21 protein-coding genes are annotated in these 22,901 nt (G+C 71.3%); 10 read left to right on the top strand and 11 right to left on the bottom strand.

Going from position 1 to position 22,901, the window contains the following annotated elements; all coding sequences use genetic code 11:
- Positions 1–194: 194 nt before the first annotated feature.
- On the top strand, positions 195–2,993 hold the full coding sequence (locus ABD932_RS01915) for a penicillin acylase family protein (RefSeq protein ID WP_345008292.1): 2,799 nt from the start codon (positions 195–197) through the stop codon (positions 2,991–2,993).
- A gap of 18 nt (positions 2,994–3,011) precedes the next feature.
- On the opposite strand, the gene ABD932_RS01910 is transcribed toward ABD932_RS01915, so the two are convergent.
- Both ABD932_RS01910 and ABD932_RS01905 read right to left on the bottom strand, forming a co-directional pair.
- Positions 3,012–4,340: a serine-threonine protein kinase gene (locus tag ABD932_RS01910; protein ID WP_345008291.1), complete on the bottom strand. Its 1,329-nt coding sequence runs from the start codon at positions 4,338–4,340 to the stop codon at positions 3,012–3,014.
- 96 nt (positions 4,341–4,436) lie between these two features.
- Positions 4,437–5,669: an exo-beta-N-acetylmuramidase NamZ family protein gene (locus tag ABD932_RS01905; protein ID WP_345008290.1), complete on the bottom strand. Its 1,233-nt coding sequence runs from the start codon at positions 5,667–5,669 to the stop codon at positions 4,437–4,439.
- A gap of 188 nt (positions 5,670–5,857) precedes the next feature.
- Here ABD932_RS01905 and ABD932_RS01900 point away from each other — a divergent pair, with 188 nt between their 5' ends.
- From ABD932_RS01900 to ABD932_RS01890, 3 genes are read left to right on the top strand one after another with little or no spacing between them, the layout of a single operon-like run.
- Positions 5,858–6,631: an SDR family oxidoreductase gene (locus tag ABD932_RS01900; protein WP_345008289.1), complete on the top strand. Its 774-nt coding sequence runs from the start codon at positions 5,858–5,860 to the stop codon at positions 6,629–6,631.
- On the top strand, positions 6,628–8,295 hold the full coding sequence (locus ABD932_RS01895; RefSeq protein WP_345008288.1) for a class I adenylate-forming enzyme family protein: 1,668 nt from the start codon (positions 6,628–6,630) through the stop codon (positions 8,293–8,295). Before ABD932_RS01900 ends, ABD932_RS01895 begins: the two co-directional genes overlap by 4 nt.
- 39 nt (positions 8,296–8,334) lie before the next feature.
- Complete coding sequence (locus ABD932_RS01890; RefSeq protein WP_345008287.1) at positions 8,335–8,928, top strand: TetR/AcrR family transcriptional regulator; 594 nt, start codon at positions 8,335–8,337, stop codon at positions 8,926–8,928.
- 53 nt (positions 8,929–8,981) lie between these two features.
- Here the strand turns inward: ABD932_RS01890 and ABD932_RS01885 are convergent, their stop codons facing one another.
- The 3 genes from ABD932_RS01885 to ABD932_RS01875 form a co-directional block, all read right to left on the bottom strand.
- Complete coding sequence (locus ABD932_RS01885; protein WP_345008286.1) at positions 8,982–10,196, bottom strand: acyl-CoA dehydrogenase family protein; 1,215 nt, start codon at positions 10,194–10,196, stop codon at positions 8,982–8,984.
- 5 nt (positions 10,197–10,201) lie between these two features.
- A complete protein-coding gene (locus tag ABD932_RS01880; protein ID WP_345008285.1) occupies positions 10,202–11,236 on the bottom strand; it encodes a phosphotransferase family protein in 1,035 nt (344 codons plus the stop codon).
- Positions 11,237–11,441: 205 nt separating this feature from the next.
- Complete coding sequence (locus ABD932_RS01875; protein WP_345008284.1) at positions 11,442–11,738, bottom strand: hypothetical protein; 297 nt, start codon at positions 11,736–11,738, stop codon at positions 11,442–11,444.
- Positions 11,739–11,849: 111 nt separating this feature from the next.
- On the opposite strand from ABD932_RS01875, the gene ABD932_RS01870 reads away from it, so the two are divergent.
- The gene (locus tag ABD932_RS01870) at positions 11,850–12,857 is read left to right on the top strand and encodes an NADP-dependent oxidoreductase (protein WP_345008283.1); all 1,008 of its coding nucleotides are present in this window, start codon (positions 11,850–11,852) and stop codon (positions 12,855–12,857) included.
- A gap of 49 nt (positions 12,858–12,906) precedes the next feature.
- On the opposite strand, the gene ABD932_RS01865 is transcribed toward ABD932_RS01870, so the two are convergent.
- A complete protein-coding gene (locus ABD932_RS01865) occupies positions 12,907–13,236 on the bottom strand; it encodes a DUF202 domain-containing protein (RefSeq protein WP_345008282.1) in 330 nt (109 codons plus the stop codon).
- Positions 13,233–13,625 carry a YidH family protein gene (locus ABD932_RS01860; protein ID WP_250085308.1) on the bottom strand — a complete coding sequence of 131 codons (393 nt, stop codon included), beginning with the start codon at positions 13,623–13,625 and terminating at the stop codon, positions 13,233–13,235. Before ABD932_RS01860 ends, ABD932_RS01865 begins: the two co-directional genes overlap by 4 nt.
- Positions 13,626–13,690: 65 nt before the next feature.
- Between ABD932_RS01860 and ABD932_RS01855 the strand changes: the two genes are divergently transcribed.
- Positions 13,691–14,476, top strand: a complete 786-nt coding sequence (locus tag ABD932_RS01855; RefSeq protein ID WP_345008281.1) for a hypothetical protein — start codon at positions 13,691–13,693, stop codon at positions 14,474–14,476.
- Positions 14,477–14,530: 54 nt separating this feature from the next.
- On the opposite strand, the gene ABD932_RS01850 is transcribed toward ABD932_RS01855, so the two are convergent.
- Entirely contained in the window at positions 14,531–15,049 is a 519-nt protein-coding gene (locus ABD932_RS01850) for an NUDIX hydrolase (protein WP_345008280.1), read from the bottom strand.
- A 65-nt stretch (positions 15,050–15,114) separates the two neighbouring features.
- On the bottom strand, positions 15,115–16,011 hold the full coding sequence (locus ABD932_RS01845; RefSeq protein ID WP_345008279.1) for a DMT family transporter: 897 nt from the start codon (positions 16,009–16,011) through the stop codon (positions 15,115–15,117).
- Positions 16,012–16,329: 318 nt separating this feature from the next.
- Between ABD932_RS01845 and ABD932_RS01840 the strand changes: the two genes are divergently transcribed.
- The 4 genes from ABD932_RS01840 to ABD932_RS01825 all read left to right on the top strand — a co-directional run bounded on the left by ABD932_RS01840 (position 16,330) and on the right by ABD932_RS01825 (position 20,652).
- A complete protein-coding gene (locus ABD932_RS01840) occupies positions 16,330–17,280 on the top strand; it encodes a hypothetical protein (protein WP_345008278.1) in 951 nt (316 codons plus the stop codon).
- A gap of 265 nt (positions 17,281–17,545) precedes the next feature.
- Positions 17,546–19,093, top strand: a complete 1,548-nt coding sequence (locus tag ABD932_RS01835) for an APC family permease (RefSeq protein WP_345008277.1) — start codon at positions 17,546–17,548, stop codon at positions 19,091–19,093.
- A 217-nt stretch (positions 19,094–19,310) separates the two neighbouring features.
- Complete coding sequence (locus ABD932_RS01830; RefSeq protein ID WP_345008337.1) at positions 19,311–20,045, top strand: molybdopterin-dependent oxidoreductase; 735 nt, start codon at positions 19,311–19,313, stop codon at positions 20,043–20,045.
- Positions 20,029–20,652, top strand: coding sequence for a cytochrome b/b6 domain-containing protein (locus ABD932_RS01825; RefSeq protein ID WP_345008276.1), 624 nt, complete (start codon positions 20,029–20,031; stop codon positions 20,650–20,652). The genes ABD932_RS01830 and ABD932_RS01825 overlap by 17 nt, the downstream gene beginning before the upstream one ends.
- Here ABD932_RS01825 and ABD932_RS01820 read toward each other — a convergent pair.
- Both ABD932_RS01820 and ABD932_RS01815 read right to left on the bottom strand, forming a co-directional pair.
- Positions 20,563–21,687, bottom strand: a complete 1,125-nt coding sequence (locus ABD932_RS01820; protein WP_345008275.1) for a hypothetical protein — start codon at positions 21,685–21,687, stop codon at positions 20,563–20,565. The two genes, ABD932_RS01825 and ABD932_RS01820, sit on opposite strands and share 90 nt — an antisense overlap.
- Before the next feature lie 179 nt (positions 21,688–21,866).
- Complete coding sequence (locus ABD932_RS01815; protein ID WP_345008274.1) at positions 21,867–22,892, bottom strand: L-idonate 5-dehydrogenase; 1,026 nt, start codon at positions 22,890–22,892, stop codon at positions 21,867–21,869.
- Positions 22,893–22,901: the final 9 nt, after the last annotated feature.

Below are 22,901 nucleotides of genomic sequence, written 5' to 3'. Positions count from 1 at the left end.
GTCACTTCGGCGTCGCCGCACGGACTTCGCGCGACGTTGACGAATAGACGTATCGACAAGCGATTCGGCTCCATCCGATTTCCGATGACCTCCATAGCGAGTCCTGGTGACTCCAAAAAGTGACGCATGTTCATCTTCAATCCCGGGGATACCGCCGGTAACGTCCCGGCCCACCCTCGTCGGTAGGAGCTGCCATGCCACGGCGTATCCCCCGTAACGCCCTGTCCAGACTGAGAACTCCCGGCAGATTCCCCGGGTTCCTGAAGACGGCATCCGTATGCGCGCTGATTGCCGGTCTTTTGTCACCTCTTTCCCAAGCGGTGGCCACGCCCGAGGCAGCGGCGGCCGAGGCTACGGCCGCGAACGACCACTGCGGCAACCAGTGCTCCGACATCCTGCCGCCGGGTCAGAACGGCAACGCCACCCTCGCGCAGATCCTGGTCAACCAGGCCTTCGGAACCATGCCCGAGCATGCCTCGGACCAGTTGGGCCCGTACGCCAACCTGGCCAAGGGCTACTCCGGCCTCACCAACGCGGCGATCAACACCTTCTTCAACGATGCCTCGTTCGGTGTCCCCTCCGACCAAGTCGCCTCCACCGTCAAGCCCGCCGGGCGCGGCGATGTGACGATCGTCCGCGACAAGAAGACCGGTGTGCCGCACATCACCGGTACCACCAGATACGGCACGGAGTTCGGCGCAGGCTATGCGGCCGCCCAGGACCGGCTGTGGCTGATGGACGTCTTCCGGCACGTCGGACGCGGACAGCTGACCTCCTTCGCGGGCGGCGCGGCCTCCAACCAGGGCCTGGAGCAGCAGTTCTGGCGCAACGCGCCGTACACCGAGGCCGATCTGCAGGCCCAGATCGACAACGCCGTCGCCAACAACGGCGAACGCGGACAACTGGCCCTCGCCGACGCCAAGGCCTACCTCGACGGCATCAACGCCTACATCGACGCCTCCGACAGCGGCCGCTACTTCCCCGGCGAGTACGTCCTGACCGGCCACAAGGACTCCGTCACCAACGCAGGCACCATCGAGCACTTCAAGATCACCGACCTGGTCGCGCTGGGCTCCGTCATCGGCGCCCTGTTCGGCTCCGGAGGCGGCGGCGAGGTCAACAACGCGATCTCCCTGCTGGCCGCCCAGGAGAAGTACGGCGTCGCCGAGGGCACGAAGCTGTGGGAGTCGTTCCGCGAGCGCAACGATCCCGAGGCGGTCGTCACCGTCCACGACAAGAGCTTCCCGTACGCCACCAAGCCCGCCGACCCACAGGGCGAGGCCCTCCCCGACGCCGGCTCGGTGACCGAGGAACAGCTCGTCCACGACCGTACGGGCAGCGCGGCCGGCTCGGCCGCGACCAGCGCCTCCACCACGGCGGCCCGAACCGCCATGACCTCGGCGAAGCGGGGCATGTCCAACGCCCTCGTGGTGAGCGGCGAGCACACCGCCAGCGGCCACCCGGTCGCCGTCTTCGGCCCGCAGACCGGCTACTTCGCGCCCCAGCTCCTGCTGCTCCAGGAGATCCAGGGCCCGGGCATCAGTGCGCGCGGCGCCTCCTTCGCCGGCCTGAGCATGTACGTCGAGCTCGGCCGCGGCCAGGACTACTCGTGGAGCGCCACCACCTCCGGCCAGGACATCATCGACACCTACGCCGTCGAGCTGTGCCAGGACGACCACCACTATCTGTACCGCGGCACCTGCACCGCGATGGAGAAGGTCGAGCAGAAGAACGCCTGGAAGCCGACGACCGCCGACAGCACCCCCGAGGGCTCGTACACGATGCGGGTCTGGCGCACGAAGTACGGTCCCGTCACGCATCGAGCGACCGTCGGCGGCAAGAAGGTCGCCTACACCACCCTGCGCTCGTCGTTCATGCACGAGGCCGACTCGATCATCGGCTTCCAGATGCTGAACGACCCCGACTACGTCAAGGGCCCGGAGGACTTCCAGGAGGCGGTGCAGCAGATCAACTACACGTTCAACTGGTTCTACGCCGACTCCGAGCACACCGCCTACTACAACAGCGGCGACAACCCGGTCCGGGCGACCGGCGTCGACGCGGAGTTCCCGGTCTGGGCGCAGCAGGCGTACGAGTGGCGGGGCTGGGACCCGGCGACGAACACGGCCCAGTACACCCCTGCCTCGGCGCACCCCAACTCCATCGACCAGGACTACTACATCTCCTGGAACAACAAGCAGGCCAAGGACTACACGACCGCTCCCTGGGGCAACGGCTCGGTCCACCGCGGCAACCTGCTGGAGAACCGCGTGAAGAAGCTGGTCGACGCGGGCGGCGTGACCCGGGCCTCACTGGTGAAGGCGATGGCCGACGCGGGCCTGGCCGACCTGCGGGCCGAGGACGTGCTGCCGGACCTGCTCAAGGTCGTCAACAGCTCCACGGTGACCGACTCCACGGCCGCGGCGGCGGTGAGCAAGCTGCGGACGTGGCTGTCGGCGGGCGGCAAGCGCACCGAGACGTCCGCCGGTTCGAAGACGTACGCCGACGCCGACGCGATCCGCATCCTGGACGCGTGGTGGCCGCTGCTGGTGAAGGCGCAGTTCGAGCCGGGCCTCGGCAGCGAGCTGTACGCCGCGATGACGAACAACCTGCCCATCGACGAGTCCCCGTCGGCCGGGCACGGCCCGACCGGCTCGCACGCCGGAAGCTCCTTCCAGTACGGCTGGTGGAGCTATGTCGACAAGGACATCCGGTCCGTGCTCGGTGAGTCGGTCCAGGGGCCGCTCGACCGGAAGTACTGCGGCGGGGGCAGCCTCAGCGCCTGCCGGGACATCCTGATCAGCACCCTGAAGGAGGCGGCCGGCAATTCCGCCGCCCAGGTCTACCCGGGCGACGACCAGTGCTCGGCCGGCGACCAGTGGTGCGCCGACTCGATCGTCCAGCGCACCCTGGGCGGCATCAAGCACGGCAGGATCAGCTGGCAGAACCGGCCGACGTATCAGCAGGTCGTGGAGTTCACGTCACACCGGTGACGGGTCGATGGCGGCGGGTCACTTGACGCGGCCCGCCGCCAGCACCACCTGTGCGAGCTCCCGGTGCACGATGTCGCTGTGCGCTCCCGCCGGCGCCCCGCCACGCCTGACGACCGCCGCCGCGTCGACGTTCACGCACCCCGAGGCGGGCAGCTTCCCCTTCAGCGCGTCGGCCAGCTTCAGCGACTTCGTCCCCGGCACCGCCTGCACCCCGTCGTGCCCCATCGCACCCCACTTGTCGCTCAGCATCCGGCCGATCCCCTGGGCCGCGATCCCGCGCGCGTCCCCCGCCATGCGGGAGGCCAGCGGGTACATCGTGGACAGGGCCGAGTCGTGCCGTGAGTAGCAGCACACCAGCGGCCCGTCGATCCGCTTGTGCTGGCCTTCCAGGACCCCGCCCGCACGGGCGTCGTGCGGCAGCCGGGACGCGAACGCGTAGTGCGAGAAGGCGCCTTGGAGCAGTGTCACGGACTTCACCGTGCGCACCCCCTTCGGCAGCCCGCGCAGCGCGAACGACACCAGCCGCGCGCCGAAGCTGTGCCCCACGAGATGCACCCGCACCTCGGGCTCCCGCGCGGCCAGTTGCCCGATCACCCGGCCCAGCCCACGCTCACCGACCGTCCCCGCGCGCCGCTTCATGGCGTAGTACGTCGCCTGCCGCAGCAGTTCGTGCGCACCCTCCCACGGGTTCGGCAACGAGAAGGCGGCCGCGCCGTCCGGCGCCCCGTCGGGCGCCTCCAGAAGCGTCAGCGCCTGCGCGAACTCCTCGCACGCGGCGGCGACGGATCCCGAGAGCATGTCCGGCGAGTCCTGCGGCACCCCCTCGCACAGCGTGTCCGCCGCGAAGAGCGCCTGCGGACCGGGCGGCACGACGTCCACCAGCATCCGCACCAGCCGCCCGAACTCCTCCAACTCGGTCTCCTCGCGCGGCTGCTGGTCCAGCATCCGCGCGATCTGGTCGATCACGGTCGCCCGCCCCGGGAACGTCTCCAGCAGCGCGTGCCGCGTGTCCTTGTCGAGCGCCGGCCGACGGGGCATCTCGGCCGCCAAGGCCCGTGGGAAGTCCGGGATCGGCTCGTCGGAGAACCGCATCGACGGCCAGACCACACCCACGTACCCGATCTTCGCCGCGGGGACGAGCCGAGGGATCGGCGCGAAGAAGCCGTCGTAGAGCCGGGTCGCGCCCGAGCGGTCGTTGTTCCAGCCGTGCGCGAAGACGATCAGATCGCGGACGCCCTGCCGCGTCACGCCGTCCAGCAGCCGGTCCCGTCGGCCGGCGTCCGGATCCCCGTCCGCGTCGAAGGTCAGCTCCCAGTAGGGAGTCACGCTCACTGCCGGATCCGCCATGACAGGCCCCCTCGTCCCCCGAAGTGGTGCGACACGGGCGCATCGTCCTGCTGGCGGGCGGGAAAGGCCATACGTCGTCACCCATCTGTGGGGCGCTCATTTGTACAGCAGGTACTCCTTGCGCATCCGCCGGAACGCCGCCAACTCCTGCTGCCAGCCCGCGACCACCTCGTCGGCACTCGCGCCGGCGTCGATCATCGTCCGTACCCGGGTGGAACCGGTGAGCTTGTCGATCCAGTTGTCGGCGCGCCAGGCGAAGCCGCTCCAGGCCTTCTTGGCGGTCACCAGCAGGGCGATTCCGGTGCGGACGGGGTCGTACGCGGCACGGTCGTGCACATGGAGTTGCACACCGCCGATGGTCTTGCCCTGGAACTTGGAGAACGTGGGCGCGAAGTACGCCTCCCTGAAGCGCACGCCGGGAAGGCCGAGCTCGTTGGCCGTCGCCGCCCAGCGTCCGTCGATGCCCTCCGCGCCCAGCAGTTCGAAGGGGCGGGTGGTGCCGCGTCCCTCCGAGAGGTTGGTGCCCTCGAAGAGACAGGTGCCGGAGTACACGAGGGCCGTGTCCGGGGTCGGCATGTTCGGGCTCGGCGGCACCCAGGGCAGGCCCGAGGCGTCGAAGAAGTCGGACCGCCGCCAGCCCGTCAGCCGTACGGTCTCCAGGGGGACCGGGGTGGTGAGGAACTCCTCGTTGAACAGCCGCGCCAGCTCGGCCACCGTCATGCCGTGCGCCTGGGAGATGGGCTGTCGGCCCACGAAGGTGGCGAACTCCTTGTGGAGCACCGGGCCCTGGGCCGCTCGTCCGGTCACCGGGTTCGGGCGGTCCAGGACCACGAAGCGTTTGCCCGCCAGCTGGGCCGCCTCCATGCAGTCGTAGAGCGTCCAGATGTAGGTGTAGAAGCGGGCGCCCACGTCCTGGATGTCGAAGACCACCGTGTCGACGCCGGAGGCGGTGAAGATGTCGGCGAGGGGACGGCCGCTCTTGAGGTACGTGTCGTAGACCGGGAGGCCGGTCGCCGGGTCGTCGTAGCGGCCTTCGGAGCCGCCCGCCTGTGCGGTGCCCCGGAAGCCGTGTTCCGGGCCGAAGACGGCCAGTAGGTTCACTCTGTCGTCCGCGTGCATGACGTCGACGATGTGGCGGACGTCTCGGGTGATGCCGGTGGGGTTGGTGACGATGCCGATGCGCCGGCCGCTGAGCTGTGCGTAGGCGTTTGCGGCGAGGTTCTCGAAGCCGGTTCGCACTTGCCTGTGGCGCTCGGACGCCGCCGCTGCCGAAGGTAGGGATGCTGCTGCCGTTGTCGCTGCGAGGAGAGCTCGTCTGGATAGGCGCATGGGGGGCACGGTATTGCTCCCGCAGGTTGTGGGGAAGGTGCCGGTGATTCGTGGCTTGTCGCGCCCACGCGGCGGAGCCGCATATGGATACAGCCCCGCGCCCCCTGGCGGCGTACAGTCGCCCTTCCCTGTTACATACCGACCGGTTAGTCTGGCCGTCGCAGGAGAGCCGCAGTCGAAGGAGACCGATGGTGGAAGCCGTTCAGGGTGCCGGAGTCGTCGTTACCGGGGCTGGGGGTGGCATCGGCGCGGCGCTTGCCCGGCGCTTTGCTGCTGAGGGGGCTCGGGTCGTCGTCAATGACCTGGATGCCGGGAAGGCCGAGGCGGTCGCCGGTGAGATCGGTGGCATCGCGGTGCCCGGCGACGCCTCCGCCGTCATCGGCGACGCCCGGGAGGCGCTCGGCGGCACCGTCGACGTCTACTGCGCCAACGCCGGTGTCGCCTTCGGTGGGCCCGATGTGGCGGACCTCGCCGACGACAAGGCCTGGGCGCTGTCCTGGGACGTCAATGTCATGGCCCACGTGCGTGCCGCGGGTGAATTGCTCCCCCAGTGGCTGGAGCGCGGCAGCGGGCGGTTCGTCTCCACCGTCTCCGCCGCCGGGCTGCTCACCATGATCGGGGCCGCGCCCTACGCGGTCACCAAGCACGGCGCGTACGCCTTCGCCGAGTACCTGTCGCTGACGTACCGGCACCGAGGGGTCAAGGTGCACGCCATCTGCCCGCAGGGTGTCCGTACCGACATGCTCGCCGCCACCGGAACCGCCGGTGACCTGGTGCTCAAGCCGACCGCCATCGCGCCGGAGGATGTCGCGGACGCTCTGTTCAAGGGCATGGAGGAGGACCGGTTCCTGATCCTGCCGCACCCCGAGGTCGCCGGGTACTACCAGGCGCGGGCCGCCGAGCCCGACCGCTGGCTGAGCAACATGAACCACCTCCAGCAGAAGTGGGAGGCGAGCCGGTGACCGAAGCCTCCCGCTACTCCGCCAAGCCCTGGCTCGCCCTGCTCACCGACGCCCAGCGCGCGCCGATAGCACCGGACGACTCGCTGGTGCACGCCCTGCGCCGGGCCGCCGCCGAGACCCCCGAGCGCGTCTTCCTCGCCTACTTCGACGGCCGCCTGACCTACCGCGAGGTCGACGAGCTCAGCGACTCGGTCGCCGGGCACCTCGCCGCCCGCGGGCTGGAGCGCGGCGACCGCGTGGCGGTCCTGCTGCAGAACTCCCCGCACTTCGTGCTCGCCCTGCTGGGTGCCTGGAAGGCGGGGGCGGTCGTCGTGCCCGTCAACCCGATGTACAAGTCGGGGGAGGTCACCCACGTTCTGCGGGACGGCGACGTGGCCGCGCTGATCTGTTCCGACCGGGCCTGGGAGTCGTATCTGCGCGAGACGGCGGCCGACTCGCCGGTGCGGATCGTGCTCACCGGGTGCGAGTTGGATTTCCAGACTCGCAACGACGCGCGCGTGCTGTCGTTCGAGCGGCTCCCGCAGGCCGACGACACCGACGACCTGACGACCGTCGCCCGCGCGGGCCACAAGGCGCCGCAGGGGCGCGACCTCGGTCCGTCCGACATCGCGCTGATCAGCTACACCTCGGGCACCAGCGGCACGCCCAAGGGAGCCACCAACACGCACGGCAACATCATGTACAACGCCGAGCGGCAGCGGACCGGACTGGACCTGCCCGACCCGCCCGTCTACTTCGCGATGGCGCCGCTGTTCCACATCACCGGGATGGTCGCCCAGCTCGGCGCCTGCCTCAACAGCGCGGGCGTGCTCGTGCTGGCGTACCGCTTCGAGGCGGGTGTCGTGCTCGACGCGTTCGCCGAGCACGGGCCGCACTACACCGTCGGCCCGTCGACCGCGTTCATGGCGCTGGCCGCCCACCCGGGCGTCACCCGCGACCACTTCGCCTCCTTCCGGATGATCTCCTCCGGCGGCGCGCCGCTGCCGCCCGCCCTGGTGGAGAAGTTCCGGGCCGGCTTCGGGCCGTACATCCGCAACGGCTACGGCCTCACCGAGTGCACCGCCCCCTGCGCCTCCGTCCCGCCCGGCCTGGAGGCCCCCGTCGACCCGGTCTCCGGGACGCTCGCCGTGGGTCTGCCGGGGCCCGAGACGGTCGTACGGATCGTCGACGAGCTGGGGCAGGAGGTGCCGTTCGGCGAGCAGGGGGAGATCCTCGTACGAGGGCCGCAGGTGGTCCCCGGATACTGGCGCCGCCCCGAGGCCACCGCCGAGACCTTCCCCGACGGCGAGCTGCGCACCGGCGACATCGGCTTCATGGACGCCGAGGGCTGGCTGTACGTCGTCGACCGCAAGAAGGACATGATCAACGCGTCCGGCTTCAAGGTGTGGCCGCGCGAGGTCGAGGACGTCCTGTACACCCACCCGGCGGTGCGCGAGGCGGCCGTCGTGGGGGTGCCCGACGGGTACCGCGGGGAGACCGTCAAGGCGTACATCAGCCTCCGTCCGGGTGCGGAAACCGACCCCGACGCACTCGCCGCGTACTGCAAGGAGAGACTGGCGGCCTACAAATATCCCCGCCAGGTGGAGATCCTGCCCGACTTGCCCAAGACGGCTAGTGGGAAGATCCTCCGGCGGGAACTTCGTTCCCGAGTGAACAACGGCTAGACAGCAGGCAGACATCTCGGAAGGGCAGGTGGCGGCACAGTGGCCAGGACGACGGACGGTGACGGTACGCCCGTCCCGCAGCGGCTGCTCGCCGCCGCCACCCGGCTCTTCGCCGAGCGGGGCTACGACCGCACCTCGGTGCAGGAGATCGTGGAGGCGGCCGGCGTCACCAAGGGGGCGCTGTACCACTACTTCGGCTCCAAGGACGACCTCCTGCACGAGGTGTACGCGCGCGTGCTGCGCGTTCAGCAGGAGCGGCTCGACGCGTTCGCGGACGCCGACGAACCCATCGAGAAGAGACTCAGAGGCGCGGCCGCCGACGTCGTCGTCACGACCATCGACAACCTCGACGACGCGATGATCTTCTTCCGCTCGATGCACCACCTGAGCCCGGAGAAGAACAAGCAGGTGCGCGCCGAGCGCCGGCGCTACCACGAACGCTTCCGTGCGCTCATCGAGGAAGGCCAGGAGTCGGGCGTCTTCTCGAAGACGACCCCGGCCGACCTGGTGGTGGACTACCACTTCGGCTCCGTCCACCACCTGTCGACCTGGTACCGGCCCGACGGCCCGATGAGCCCGCAGGAGGTCGCAGACCACCTGGCCGACCTGCTGCTGCGCGCACTGCGCCCCTGAAGCGCACGAGTAAGGGGCGGCCGCAGTAGCGACCGCCCCTTACATACGTCCGGTTACAGGTACTTCTTCAACTCCCGCCGCGCCAGCGACCGCTGGTGCACCTCGTCCGGCCCGTCGGCGATCATCAGCGTCCGCGCACTGGCATACAGCTCCGCCAGCGGGAAGTCCTGGCTGACGCCGCCCGCGCCGTGCAGCTGGATCGCCCGGTCGATGATGTCGACGACCGCACGCGGCGTGGCGATCTTGATGGCCTGGATCTCGGAGTGGGCACCCTTGTTGCCGACGGTGTCCATCAGCCAGGCCGTCTTCAGCACCAGCAGCCGCAGCTGCTCGACGGTCACGCGCGCGTCGGCGATCCAGTTGTGCACCACGCCCTGCTGGGCCAGCGCCTTGCCGAACGCCGTACGGGACGCGGCCCGGCGGCACATCAGCTCGATCGCCCGCTCGGCCATGCCGATGAGCCGCATGCAGTGGTGGATGCGGCCGGGACCGAGGCGGGCCTGGGCGATGGCGAAGCCGCCGCCCTCCTCGCCGATCAGGTGGGACACCGGCACGCGCGCGTGGTCGAAGATCACCTCGGCGTGGCCGCCGTGGGAGTGGTCCTCGTAGCCGAACACCTGCATCGCGCGCTTGACCGTGACACCCGGGGTGTCACGAGGGACCAGGACCATGGACTGCTGACGGCGGATGTCCTCGCCGTCCGGGTCCGTCTTGCCCATCACGATGAAGATCTTGCAGTCCGGGTTCATCGCACCGGAGATGTACCACTTGCGGCCCGTGATGACGTACTCGTCGCCGTCCCGCTCGATGTGCGTGGTGATGTTGGTGGCGTCCGAGGAGGCCACGTCCGGCTCGGTCATGGCGAACGCCGAGCGGATCTCACCGGCCAGCAGCGGCTCCAGCCACTGCTTCTTCTGCTGCTCGTCGGCGAACTGGGCCAGCACCTCCATGTTCCCGGTGTCGGGCGCCGCGCAGTTCGTGGCCGTCGGTGCCAGGTGCGGGGAGCGGCCGGTGATCTCGGCGAGCGGGGCGTACTGGAGGTTGGTGAGTCCGGCGCCGTGCTCGGCGTCGGGGAGGAAGAGGTTCCACAGGCCCTGCCTGCGCGCCTCCGCCTTCAGCTCCTCGACCACGGCCGGCGTGTCCCACGGGGACGCCAGCGCGGCCCGCTGCTCCTCCGCCACGGCCTCGGCCGGGTAGACGTACTCGTCCATGAAGGCGAGCAGCTTGCCGCGCAGCTCCTCGGTGCGTGCGTCGAACGCGAAGTCCATGTCCGTCAGCCTTCCTGGATGCCGTCTTGAAGAGTGGTCAGGCCGTGCTCGATGAAGACCGGTACCAGGTCTCCGATGCGGTCGAAGCCGCGGCCGACCGTCTGGCCCAGCGTGTAGCGGTAGTGGATGCCCTCCAGGATCACGGCGAGCTTGAACCAGGCGAACGCCGTATACCAGGAGACCGCGGAGACGTCGCGTCCCGAGCGCGCGGCGTACCGCTCGATCAGCTCGGCGGGGTCCGGGTGCCCGGGGGCCTCGGCGGTCGTGGAGACCGGGGAGTCCGCCATGCCCAGCGGCATGCTGTACATCACCAGCAGGCCCAGGTCGGTGAGCGGGTCGCCGAGGGTCGACATCTCCCAGTCGAGGATCGCCTTGATCTGGTCGTCGTCACCGATCAGGACGTTGTCGAGCCGGTAGTCGCCGTGCACGACGGCCGGCGCGGGGGAGGCGGGCAACCGCCGTCCGAGGGTCGCGTGCAGTTCGTCGATGCCGGCCAGCTCACGGTTGCGGGAGGCGTCCAGTTGCTTGCCCCAGCGGCGCAGTTGCCGGTCCAGGAAGCCCTCGGGGCGGCCGAAGTCGTCGAGGCCCACCGACGCGGGATCCACGGCGTGCAGCTCGACCAGCGTGTCCACCAGCGACAGCACCGCGTCGCGGGTGCGCTCCGGGCCGAGCGGGGCGAGCTGGTCGGCGGTGCGGTACGGGGTGCCCTCGACGAACTCCATGACGTAGAACGGCGCCCCGAGCACCTCCTCGTCCTCGCACAGCAGCACGGGCCGCGGCACCGGCACGCTCGTCGGGTCCAGCGCGCTGATGACGCGGTGCTCGCGCTTCATGTCGTGCGCGGTGGCGAGGACGTGGCCGAGCGGGGGCCGCCGTACGACCCACTTCGAGGTGCCGTCGGAGACCGTGTAGGTGAGGTTCGACCGTCCGCCCTCGATCAGCTTTCCGGTCAGCGGACCCTGCGCCAGACCGGGCTGCTCGCGCTCGAGCAGGCCGCGCAGCCGGTCGAGATCGAGTCCGGGCGGATGGTCGGTGCTCATACTGCGCTCCTAAAGGCACGTGAACGGGACCTGACTTATGATGCCGACCAGTCGGTATGTCGTCCAGTGGGGGAGCCCAACGTGATCGGGGCCACCATAGGCCGACAGCTCCCCGCGCAGAGCGCCGGGGAGCTGTCGTGGTGTCTTCTCGGCCAGTGCGCCGAGTCGATGCGTCTTGGTGGGTGCGGCCGCGTGGGCCCGGTGGTCAGTGGTCGTCCCAGTGGCCCTCGTGCGCGGCGTGCCGGTGGCCGTCGTGGACGTAGTCGACGTGGTCGCCGTGCAGGACGCTCTCGTGCCCGCAGTCGGCGCCGTGCTGATGGGAGTGGCCCTCGTGTGCGACGTGCCCGTCCGTCTCGCACTCGTCCCAGTGGCCCGCGTGCTCGCGGTGCAGGTGGCCGTCGTGCGCGTAGTCCGTGTGGTCACCGTGCGGCACCGCGGTGTGCCCGCAGTCGGCGCCGTGGGCGTGTGTGTGGGAGGGGTGTTCCACGTGCAGGGTGGTCATGGTGCTCACCTTCGAAGGCGCGGGTTGTGATGTCGACAGGCTGCCACGCGAACGCCGCATATCGGGCCATTCGGCTTGCGTGGCGTCCTGCCTGCCCAGAGGGTCGGACCCATGAAGGGCATCAGCTACTCACGCTACGGCGGCCCCGAGGAGCTCGCATACGGGGACGTGCGTGACCCCCGGGTCGGCCCCGACTCGGTGCTGGTCAAGGTGCGGGCGGCGGCGGTCAACCCGGTCGACTGGAAGTGCCGCGAGGGCTACATGGACCGCCTCCTCGAGCCGGCCTTCCCGGTGGTTCCGGGATGGGACGTCTCCGGTGTCGTCGTCCAACCCGGCGTGTCCGTCACGGAGTTCGGCGTCGGCGACGAGGTCATCGGCTACGTACGTGAGGACTTCCTCTCCCGGGGCACCTTCGCCGAGTACGTCGCGGCGCCCGTCCGCACCCTCGCGCGCAAGCCCCGCAACCTCACCTGGGAGGAGGCGGCCGGTCTGCCGCTGGTGGGGCTGACCGCCTATCAGGTGCTGTTCAAGGTGCTCCAGGTCAGGCGCGACGAGACCGTCCTCGTGCACGCCGCGGCCGGCGGGGTGGGCTCCATCGCCGTCCAGCTCGCCCGTCATCTGGGCGCCCGGGTGATCGGTACGGCGAGCGGGCACAACCACGACTTCGTGCGCGGCCTCGGCGGGGAGCCGGTCGAGTACGGCGACGGCTTGGTCGACCGGGTGCGCGGACTGGCTCCCGAGGGCGTGGACGCGGCGTTCGACACGGTCGGCGGCGACGCGCTGAAGGCCTCGGCCAACCTCCTCGCCCCCGAGGGCCGTCTGGTGTCGATCGCCGACCCGGACGTCTTCGACTACGGCGGCCGCTACTACTTCGTGCGCCCCGACGCGGCGGACCTGCTGCGGCTGTCCGAGCTGGCGGAGGAGGGCGTGGTGTCCGTGCACGTCTCGGAGACGTTCCCGCTGGAGCGGGCGGCCGACGCCCACCGGCTCAACCAGGAGGGGCGCACCCGGGGCAAGATCGTGGTGACGGTGGACTGGGAGACGGAGGAGACGGCGGCACCGGCGGGGCTGTGGCAGGGGGGCGGAGCAGCGGCCCGCGGGGATGCCGGCCTCGGGTAGGCCGGCGCAGGCCAGGAGCTCCAGGACGGTCCCGCGACGGCCGCAACCCTCAGAGGACGAGGGCGACGCCGCACACGGCCAGCGCCACGGTGACCAGAACCGTGGCCGTGGCCTGCCGGGGGGCGAACGCCGCGGGCTCGCCCGATGCCGCGAGGACGGTGATACGGCGGTGGGCCAGGGCCAGGAAGCCCAGCCACAGCCCGCAGCACAGGGCGCAGACGACGCCCCCGGCGACCGAGACCCCGCCGTGCAGCGCGGTCCGCATGGCGAGTACGGCGGCCACGGTGCCGGACAGTGTCGTACGGCGCCACGCCAGGCGGGTCCGCTCGGGCTGCAGCCCCGGATCCCGCGCCGGCTCCGCGACCGGCCCGGCGCTCACCCCTCCCACCCGACCAGTACGACGACGACCATGGCGACGGCCACGACCGCGACCACCAGGCTCAGCACCGCCGGGAACCGCGACACCGGCAGGTCGGCGCCCCGGCGCATCGCCCGCTCGCAGCGCACCCAGTGGTTGACCGCGCGCAACGAGCACAGCACCCCCGCCGCGAGCAGCGCGAGCGCCAGCCCGACCCGCCAGCCCCAGCGCAGGTCCGGCAGGAACTGGTCCACCGCGAACCCGCCGCCGATGAGCGCCAGAGCGGTACGCAGCCAGGCCAGGAAGGTGCGCTCGTTCGCCAGCGAGAACCGGTAGTCGGGGGTGCCGCCCTCCTGACGGATCTGCTGGGGTTCGAACCACAGTCGGACGTTTCGCACGAACTCGATCACATGCACGACCCTATCCGGGCGGCCGCGAGGGGGCGTTGTCAGTGCCGCCCGCTACGGTCCTGGGCATGGAAGTTCCCACGTCACTGGCCGGGTACGCGATGCCCGGACACGGCATCGCGCCCGCCGAGCACCTGCTCGGGCTGCCCGGCTTCTGGCCGGTTTTCTACGCTCCCGTCTGGGACGAGTTCGTGGCGGAGCCGGAGGCCTTCGGCGCCGACTCGGCGGACGTCGACGAGGCGGCCTCGGTGCTGTACGAGGCGGAGGAGGTCTGGCCGGCGTTCCGCATACCCATGGCGGGCGGGCATGTGCTGTGGATCGTGCACCGCAACTTCCCGGACGACTCCGGCACGGACTATCTGATCGCCCACCCGGACTGGGACCGGCACGCGTACCTGGCCTCGATCGACGGCCACTTCAGCGGGCCGGGACTGTCCTGGCCCGAGCTGGTGGCCGTGGCCGAGTCCGCCCCGGCGGGCGCGGAGGGCGTCGTGGATCCCGGGCTGCGGCTGCTCCTGCTGCTGCCCGCCTTCGGCGACGCGGACCTGCCCGAGCGGGAGGCGGTGGCGCGGATAGCCGGTGCGCTCGAGGCGGTGGGGGCGGCCGCGGAAGCCGCGCCGGGCCTGGCGGAGCGGCTCCTGGATCATGGGTTCTGGGAGGCGCCCAGCTGGTCGGTCCGGGGCGGCAGCCCGCTCAGCGGCAGCGCGGTCCTCCCCAGTCCGCTGGCGCTGTGCGACGGGGAGTACAGCCCGCGCACCGTGCGGCTCGGCCTCGGCATCACCGCCGAGCAGGAACGGGCCCTCGCCGACGCGCTCGCGGGTGGTTCCCGGGATCAGCCGGTGACTGCCCGATAGACGATCAGCCGGTCGCCGCGCGGCAGACGATCAGCCGGTCGCCGCGGCAGAGGATCAGCCGGTCGCCGCCCGGTGGGCCCTGAGCCGCTCGTACGCCGCGAGCCCGTCCGGCACCCACGCCCACTCCGTCAGCCGCCGCTCCACGTCGGCGTCGGACAGGAAGCTGTGCCAGGCGACCTCCTCCACCTGCGGGCTCACGGGCAGCTCGCAGCGCACCTCGTACACCGCCGACCACCAGGTCTGCCCGGCACCGTCGTCGTACAGGAACTTGAAGAGGTACGACGGGCTGGGGAGGCCGCTCACGCCGAGTTCCTCCTCGGCCTCGCGCAGCGCGGCGTCGTCGTACGACTCGCCCGCGCCGACCACTCCGCCGACGAACATGTCGTACCGCGAGGGGAACACCAGCTTGGTGGGCGTGCGGCGATGTACGAAGAGGCGGCCCTGTGCGTCCCGGGCCTCGATGAAGACGCAGCGGTGGCGGAGCCCCTGGGCATAGGCCTCGCCGCGCGGGGACTGTCCGATGACCCGGTCATGCTCGTCGACGATGTCGAGGATTTCGTCAGCAGCGCTCATGGGGCCATCCAAGCAGGGCGGCGCCGTAGCGGTCAGGCGTCCGCGTTCGGCGGCGCCCGTGCCGGTCAGGGCGTCTGCAGGGCCGGCGCCACCCGCCGGGGCTGGGCCGCGCCGGACGGCATCGCCGAATGCGTGCCGAGCATGATGATGCCGACCACGATCCCGGCGAGACCGGCCGCCTCCCACGCCAGCGCGCCCGCGTCGGTGCGGAGACGGTCGCCGAGGAAGCCCACGCCGCAGGCGATGCCGGCCAGCGGCTGGGCCGCGGTCAGGGCGGGCAGGGACATGCGCAGGGACGCGGTCTCGAACGCGCTCTGGACCAGGATCAGCCCGGTGAGGCCGAGCGCGACCACGGCGTACGGCTGCCAGCTGGTCAGGACCTCCGTCATGCCGCCCTCGGCGAAACGCTGCCCGGTCATGCGGGTCAGGGCGTCCTGCACGCCGTAGAGGAGACCGGCGGCGGTCGCCAGCAGTGCGGGACCCGAGCTGAGCCGCGAGCGCTTGGCGTACGTCGTGAGCACCAGGGCCACTCCGACCATGACGCCGATGATCAGCCAGTGCCGGAGGGGGCTGTCGGTCGCCGTTCCGCCCTGCGGCTGTCCGGCGACGATGAACGCCGTCACGCCGCCCGCGAGCAGCGCGAGGCCCGTCCAGCCCTGGCGGCCCAGCGGCTGCTTGGTCTGGCGGCGGGAGAGCATGAGCGCGAACAGCAGGTTCGTCGCCAGCAGCGGTTCCACCAGGGAGATCTCGCCCTGGCCCAGCGCCATCGCGCCCAGTGCCATACCGACCACCATCAGCCCGATGCCGCCCAGCCAGCGGGGCACCTTCATCAGGTCGAGGAGGATCCGGGGGGAGAGGAAGTCGCTCAGTGGCGCCTTCTGTGCCGCGTTCTGCTGCAGCACGAAGCCGAAGCCCAGGCAGCATGCAGCGGTGACGGCGAGTATCAGAATCTGGAGCGACACGCTGCGTACCTCGATCATCCTGCCGGGGGGACGGGGTGCGTAAGGGCCGACTGTAGCGGCCCAGAGCCCGGCATGCGCGGTCCTGCAATCGTGCGATGCCCGCCGCTATGGCGCCATGACGTACGCCACACAGTACGCACAAATCCGACATTCCTGACAGGTTGAATGCCTCAACTGTCCCACCAGTAACGGGAGTTGACGCGTGTAACACCGCGACGACCCTTGACGCGAACCATTGGCTGCGGGTTTGCTGTGCGTGATCACTCGATGACAGTCCACACACTTTCCCCGACAGAACCCAAAACAGAACCCAAAACGGTGCCCCCACCCCCGCCACCCCTCGGCCGCGGTCGAAAGCGCGCAGCGCACGCCTTCGACGCGGCCCTCGACGACGCCGAGCTCGCCGCCGCCCGCACCGCGCTGGCCCAGGGCCGATGGCAGACGGCCCGCTCGCTGCTGGCCCGCACCGGCGACGACTGGGACCGCAGAGGGCACCGCGTCACCGTCCTCGCCCAGGAACCGCACTGCGCCCCCTGGACCCGCGACTGGCTGCTCGCCGAACCCGACTCCGCCGACGCCGCCGTCCTGCTCGCCCTCGCGCAGGTCCAGCGAGCACTGCGCGGCAAGGAGAAAGCGGTCCGGGCCCGCGAGTCCTGCCACACCGCCGCCGCCCTCGCGCCCGCCGACCCCACCCCCTGGCTCGGCCTGCTCATGCTGGAGAGCGCGCTGGGCGCCGAGGAGGAGGTGCGCCGGCTCTTCGCCGAGGTCCGCGCCCGGTACGCCGACCACCACCACGCCCACCACCTGATGGTCGCCCGGCTCGCCGAGCGCCACCCCGGCACCGGTCCCGACCCGCTCCACGAGGTCTACGACTTCGCCAACCAGGCCGCCGAGCACGCCCCCGCCGACTCCCCGCTCGCCGTCCTCCCGGTCATCGCCCACGCCGAGCGCTACCGCGTCCTCGCAGCGGCCGGGCACGAGGCGCGTGACGCGGCCGCCTCCGGGCACTGGAGCGGCCGCCGGGCCCGGCAGGTGATGCGGGCCGCCTTCGACTGGTGGCTGGAGTGGGAGCAGGAAGGCCACCCGCGCCGCCTGGTCGACCTGAACTTCCTCGCCCACGCCAAGGTCTGCGAGGGCCGGGGCGCCGAGGCGGCCGCCCTGTTCCACCGCATCGGCGAACACGCCACCCCGTCGCCCTGGTCGTACCCGGACCGCGACCCGTACCCCGCCTTCAGTGCCGCACGCGACACGGCGCTCGGCACGACGTGACGGCAGCGACTCGACGTGACGGGGCGGACGTGACGGCACCGACGCGACGCGACCGTATCGGCGCGACGCAACGGGAGCGTCGCGACGCAACGGGATCGTCGTGGCGGAACCGGCCCGACGCCACCGCACCGACGCGACGGCACCAGCTCGATGCGACGGCATCGTCGCGACGCAACCGCACCGACGCAACGAAACCGACCCGGCCCCGACACCCACCCCGCCCCACACCCCCAGCGCCCCCAACCCGACGAAGGACGGTCCTCCAATGAAGACGGGCAGTTCCAGCACGAGCAGAGCCACCGCGGACGGCGGCGGCATCAGTACGTTCAAGGGACAGGACCGCGCCCTGCGCGCCGACCGGCTCGGTACGGCGGGCCTGCTGCTGTCCGTGCTTGCCGCGACCGCACCCCTGATGGTGGTCGCAGGTGTCATGCCCACGACTTTCGGGGTGATGGGCGTCCTCGGACAGCCGCTGCTCTTCGTGATTCTCGGCCTCGTCCTCGCCCTCTTCAGCGTCGGGTACGCCGAGATGAGCCGGCATGTCCACAACGCCGGCGCCTTCTACGCGTACATCTCCCGCGGCCTCGGCGGCACGGCCGGCGCCGGCGCCGCGATGGTCGCACTCGTCGCCTACAACGCGCTCCAGGTCGGCATCTACGGAATCTTCGGCTTCGAGGTCTCCGGCCTGTTCGCCACCTACCTCGAAGTGGAGGTCGCCTGGTGGATACCGGCGCTGGCGGCCGTGCTCGTCGTCGGTGCCCTCGGCTGGCTGAAGATCGACCTCAACGCGCGCGTGCTCGGCGTTCTGCTGGTCATCGAGGTCGCCCTCGTGGTCATCTTCGACGTCGCCGCGATCGCCGACCCGGGTAAGGAAGGCCTGTCGCTGCACGCCTTCAACCCGGACACGCTCACCGGCGCAGGTATAGGCACCGCCCTGTGCTTCTGCGTCGCCGCCTTCCTCGGCTTCGAGCAGGCGCCCGTCTACGCCGAGGAGACCAGCCGCCCGCACGTCCTCGTGCCGCGCGTGATGTTCCTGGCCGTCGGCGGCATCGCCGTCTTCTACACGATCAGCTGCTGGGCGTACACCGTCGCCGCAGGCCCCTCCGCCATCGTCGGCACATCGCAGGAGCAGAGCGCAGGTCTGCTGTTCTTCCTCACCGAGGACCTGCTCGGCACCGGCTTCACGGACGTTCTGCACGTCCTGTTCGTGACCGGCATGTTCGCGGCGATGCTCAGCTTCCACAACGTCGTCGCCCGCTACGCCTTCGCCATGGGCCGAGAGGGCCTGCTGCCCGGCGCCTTCGGCCGCACCAGCGGCGCGAGCGGCGCCCCCGGCACGGGCTCGCTGCTGCAGACCGGGATCTCGCTCGTGGTCGTCGCCGCGTTCGCGTTCGCCGACGACAGGCCGACCGGCGACCCGACCGCGCCGGTCCTGCACCTGTTCACCTGGATGGGCAGCCTCGGCGCGCTCGGCGTCGCCGCTCTGATGGCCGCCGCCTCGGTCTCGGTCATCGTCTTCTTCGTCCGCCGCGGGGCCGTCGCCGCCCAGTTCTGGCGGCTGGCCGCCTCCGGGCTCTCCGTCCTCGCGCTGCTCTTCATCGTCGTCTACACCGTCAAGGACTTCGACGCCCTGATCGGGGCGGGCCCGGACTCGTCGCTGAGCTGGGCGCTGCCCGCCGTCATCGCCCTCGCCCTGGCCGTAGGCCTGGTCCAGGGCCTGCTGCTGCGCTCCCGCGCCCCCGAGCGGCATGCCCGCATCGGGCTCGGCAACGAGGCGTTCCAGCTGGAGAAGGCTGCGACGGAGGAGTCGTAGCGCAGGTGTCGTAGCGCAGGTGTCGTAGCGCAGGTGTCGTAGCGCGGGAGTCGTAGCGGGCGCGGCCCAGTGCCGCCTAAGAAGTCCTTACGGAACCCCGACGAGCATCCGCGATCCCTGGTCCCGCCGGGGTCGCGGGTGTTCGAATGAATACGTGAACCCCGAACAGCCCGAAGCAGAGGACGAGGAACAGGTCGAGGCACAGGTCGAGGCACAGATCGAGGAACAGGACCGGGAACAGGGCGAGGCGAAGGGCAAGCCCATCGGCCGCCGCGTCCTCCTCGGCACCCTCGGCCTGGGCGCCCTCGGCGTGGTCACCGCGCCCACCCTGCAACGCGGCCTGGAGTCCTTCCTCGCGAGCGCCTCCGACAAGGACCCCACGGGCCTGACCGGCCTGCTCCCCAACGGCGGCGGCTTCCGCTACTACTCGGTCGCCTCCTCCGTACCCCGCAAGAACGCCACCACCTACCGCCTCACGGTCGACGGCCTGGTCGAGCACCCCCGGACCTACACCCTGGCCGAACTGCGCGCCCTGCCGCAGAACCGGTTGGTGCGCGACGTGCAATGTGTCACCGGATGGCGGGTACCCGGCACGCCGTTCGAAGGGGTGCGCCTGTCCCGGCTGCTCGACGCGGCGGGAGTGCGCCAAGGGGCCGGGGCGGTGCGCTTCACCTGCTTCGACGGCACGTACACCGAGAGCCTCACTCTCGACCAGGCCCGCCGGGCCGACGTCCTGGTCGCCCTGCGCATGCAGGACAAGGACCTGAGTCACGCCCACGGCGGCCCGGCCCGCCTCTACGTGGCGCCCATGTACTTCTACAAATCGGCCAAGTGGCTCTCCGGTATCACCGTCACCGAGGACGTGCAGCCCGGGTACTGGGAGGAACGCGGCTACGACGTCGACGCCTGGGTCGGCCGTTCGAACGGACGCGACGATGAGCCTACGAGTTGACACCCCCGGCCGGACGACGAGCGTGCGGCGCTTCGGCCCGGCCACGCGCTGGGTGCACCGCACGACGGCCGCGCTGATGGGCGTGTGCGTGGTGACGGCGGCCTGTCTGTACGTCCCGCAGCTCGCCGAACTCGTCGGCCGCCGCGAGTTGGTGGTCCGTGTCCACGAGTGGGCCGGTCTCGCCCTGCCCGTGCCCGTGCTGGCCGGGCTCGTCTCCCGTGCGTTCCGCGCCGACCTGGGCTTTCTCAACCGCTTCGGCCCGCACGACCGCCGCTGGCTGCGTGCCGCCCTGCGCCGCGACAAGCGGCACGCGTCCCGTCCGGCGGGCAAGTTCAACGCCGGGCAGAAGCTCTACGCGGCCTGGATCGCCGGCGCGACGCTGGTGATGCTCGGCACCGGGCTGGTGATGTGGTTCACCCATCTCACGCCTCTGGTGTGGCGCACCAGCGCGACCTTCGTCCACGACTGGCTGGCGCTCACCATCGGAATCGTCCTCGCCGGCCACATCGGGATGGCGCTAGGGGATCCGGAGGCGCGCCGGGGGATGCGGACCGGTGAGGTGAGCCGGGAGTGGGCCGAGCGGGAACATCGCCTGTGGCGGCCATGACGAAATGCTCCGAGGGGGTGCCGTGATGAGTGTGCTCGGCTCCTGTACCACCTCCGGAGCGGTGACCGTGAACGCCGCCGGCATGCGAACCTCGGTGCCGGCGTGCCGGACGGCCACGTCGACGGGGCCCGGCTGCAGGACCGGTACGACGACGGACAGCACCGGACGACGGTCGACCAGTACGGGCACCTGCTGCCCACCGATGAGCACACCGACATCCCGCTGCAGCTCGGCAGGGTCGAAGTACGCCTCCGCCAACTCGATGCCGATCGTCTCACCCGGCCGAGCCTCCCCGTCCCCGCCCGTGTCCACCCCGGCGATCCGGTAACCGCAGGCCGCGGGCGCGCCGCTCGCGGTGGGCTTCAGTCGCACACTGGCGCCGGGATGCCGCCGATGGAAGTCGAGCAGCCCGCCCAGGACGGCGTACGCGGCACGGCCCTTGCAGGTGTCGGCCCTGCCCGCCGACGCGGCATGGTCCCGGCCCGCCTGTGCCCAGTTGCCGCCCTCGCCCTGCACGGCCAGGCAGGCGGTGGCCAGCCCTCGCAGCACCGTCCATTCCGCGGCGCCGGAGGTTCCGGGCAGCGCCTCCAAGGCGTTCCGGCACTCGGTGGGGGTGCGGAGCAGGTCGTACACGCTCGACGGGTCGGGAGTGCCGTCGAGGTTCGGCGAGTCGGGGCCGGGCGGGAGCCAGGCGGGGGCTTCGAGGAGCTTTTGGCTCATGGTGGGGCTGGGAGAAGGGGGAGCGGGGGCCGGGCTCGCGCTCGCCCTCTCGCGCTGGGAGGCGCGGGGCGTGCCGGTGAGCGCGGGTGCGCCGATGTGGCCGTCGGGCGACGGCCGTACCGCAGGAGCGGAGCCGGCCGACGGTCCGGTCGGCAGACTCCGGGTGCCGTCGGAGGGCCCTGCGGTGACGACGGTGCCTCCGCCGCCCCTGCCGTCCGCCGAGCCACCCCCGTCACTGGTGATGGCCGCGGCGGCCACCGCCACCGCCCCTGCGACGAGCAGCCCCGAGACACGCGTCCCGAGGGAAACCGCCATGACGCCCCCCGATGTTCCGGCCCCGGCGACTGCGGCAGTCGCCGGGGACCCCTTCATCATCGGGCTCGCGGCCCCCTCGGGGAAGCCGCTTCATGGGACGGTCAGTGCGAGTTCGGGCACACGGGAACCGCGACCCGGCGAACCGGAATCCCGGCGGAACAGCGGCTGTTCGCAGGCACTCAGCCTTCGAAGTCCAGCAGCACCTTGCACGACGTGCTCCGGTCCGCCGCCAGCGCGAACGCCGACTCGGCCTCCCGCACCGGCACCACCGCGCTGACCAGCCCGTCGAACGACGCCTCGGCGGCGAGCAGTTCCAGCGCGTCGTCGAACTCCGTGTCGAAGCGGAACGCCCCGCGCAGCTCGATCTCCCGGCTCACGACGAGGTTCCCCGCGAACGGGCTCTGCCCCGGCGGCAGTATCCCGAGCTGCACCACGACACCCCCGCGCCGCACGAGCCGCAGACACGTGTCCAGCCCCGCCGCGACCCCGGACGCCTCGATCGCCACGTCCACCTCGGCGGGCCACCCGGCATCGTCCGGATCGTCGGCCCGTACGAGGCTGTCGGCGCCCGCGATCCGCGCATACTCCAGGGCCGTCGGCAGCAGGTCCGTCACCGTCACGCGTGCCGCCCCGGCCGCCTTCGCCGCCGCGACCACCAGACACCCGATGGGTCCGGCACCGGTGACGAGAACATGCCTCCCGGCCACCTCCCCGGCCCGCCGCACCGCGTGCAGCGCGACGGACAACGGCTCGGCGAGCGCCGCCCGCCGCAGCTCGAGCCCGGCCGGCAGCGACCTCAACTGGTCTGCGGGTACGGTCACTTGGGCCGCGAACCCGCCCTGCACATGCGGGAAGCGGGCCGCGCTGCCGAGGTAGCGGGTGTCCCGGCAGACGTTGCGCCGCCCGTCCGCGCACTCGGGGCACACCCCGCAGGGCGTGGCCGGGTGCACCGCGACAGCCGTACCGGGAACCGGCCCTGACGCCCCGTCGCCGTACGAGACGACGGTCCCGACCACCTCGTGCCCGAGCAGCATCGGCTCCTTGAGCCGGAAGTCCCCGACCCCGCCGTGCCGCCAGTAGTGCAGATCGGAGCCGCAGACCCCGCCGTAGCGCACCGCCACCAGGGCCTGCCCGGGGCCGGGCGCCGGTACCGGCAGCTCGTCGACCCGCAGGTCGCCCTGCCCGTGGATCACACAACCAAGCATCGCCGAAGC

It is taken from the genome of Streptomyces shaanxiensis, from assembly GCF_039537145.1.
Taxonomy (GTDB): Bacteria; Actinomycetota; Actinomycetes; order Streptomycetales; family Streptomycetaceae; genus Streptomyces; species Streptomyces shaanxiensis.
The sequence above is the reverse complement of the archived record's forward strand: the minus strand, read 5'-3'. Positions and strand labels throughout refer to the sequence as shown.

Coding starts and splice junctions, on each gene's coding strand:
- ABD932_RS01815 (WP_345008274.1), bottom strand. CDS start 22,892: ATGCTTGGTTGTGTGATCCACGGGCAGGGCGACCTGCGGGTCGACGAG.
- ABD932_RS01880 (WP_345008285.1), bottom strand. CDS start 11,236: ATGAGCACCGACCATCCGCCCGGACTCGATCTCGACCGGCTGCGCGGC.
- ABD932_RS01870 (WP_345008283.1), top strand. CDS start 11,850: ATGAAGGGCATCAGCTACTCACGCTACGGCGGCCCCGAGGAGCTCGCA.
- ABD932_RS01875 (WP_345008284.1), bottom strand. CDS start 11,738: ATGACCACCCTGCACGTGGAACACCCCTCCCACACACACGCCCACGGC.
- ABD932_RS01900 (WP_345008289.1), top strand. CDS start 5,858: ATGGTGGAAGCCGTTCAGGGTGCCGGAGTCGTCGTTACCGGGGCTGGG.
- ABD932_RS01885 (WP_345008286.1), bottom strand. CDS start 10,196: ATGGACTTCGCGTTCGACGCACGCACCGAGGAGCTGCGCGGCAAGCTG.
- ABD932_RS01820 (WP_345008275.1), bottom strand. CDS start 21,687: ATGGCGGTTTCCCTCGGGACGCGTGTCTCGGGGCTGCTCGTCGCAGGG.
- ABD932_RS01855 (WP_345008281.1), top strand. CDS start 13,691: ATGGAAGTTCCCACGTCACTGGCCGGGTACGCGATGCCCGGACACGGC.
- ABD932_RS01825 (WP_345008276.1), top strand. CDS start 20,029: ATGAGCCTACGAGTTGACACCCCCGGCCGGACGACGAGCGTGCGGCGC.
- ABD932_RS01850 (WP_345008280.1), bottom strand. CDS start 15,049: ATGAGCGCTGCTGACGAAATCCTCGACATCGTCGACGAGCATGACCGG.
- ABD932_RS01910 (WP_345008291.1), bottom strand. CDS start 4,340: ATGGCGGATCCGGCAGTGAGCGTGACTCCCTACTGGGAGCTGACCTTC.
- ABD932_RS01835 (WP_345008277.1), top strand. CDS start 17,546: ATGAAGACGGGCAGTTCCAGCACGAGCAGAGCCACCGCGGACGGCGGC.
- ABD932_RS01905 (WP_345008290.1), bottom strand. CDS start 5,669: ATGCGCCTATCCAGACGAGCTCTCCTCGCAGCGACAACGGCAGCAGCA.
- ABD932_RS01915 (WP_345008292.1), top strand. CDS start 195: ATGCCACGGCGTATCCCCCGTAACGCCCTGTCCAGACTGAGAACTCCC.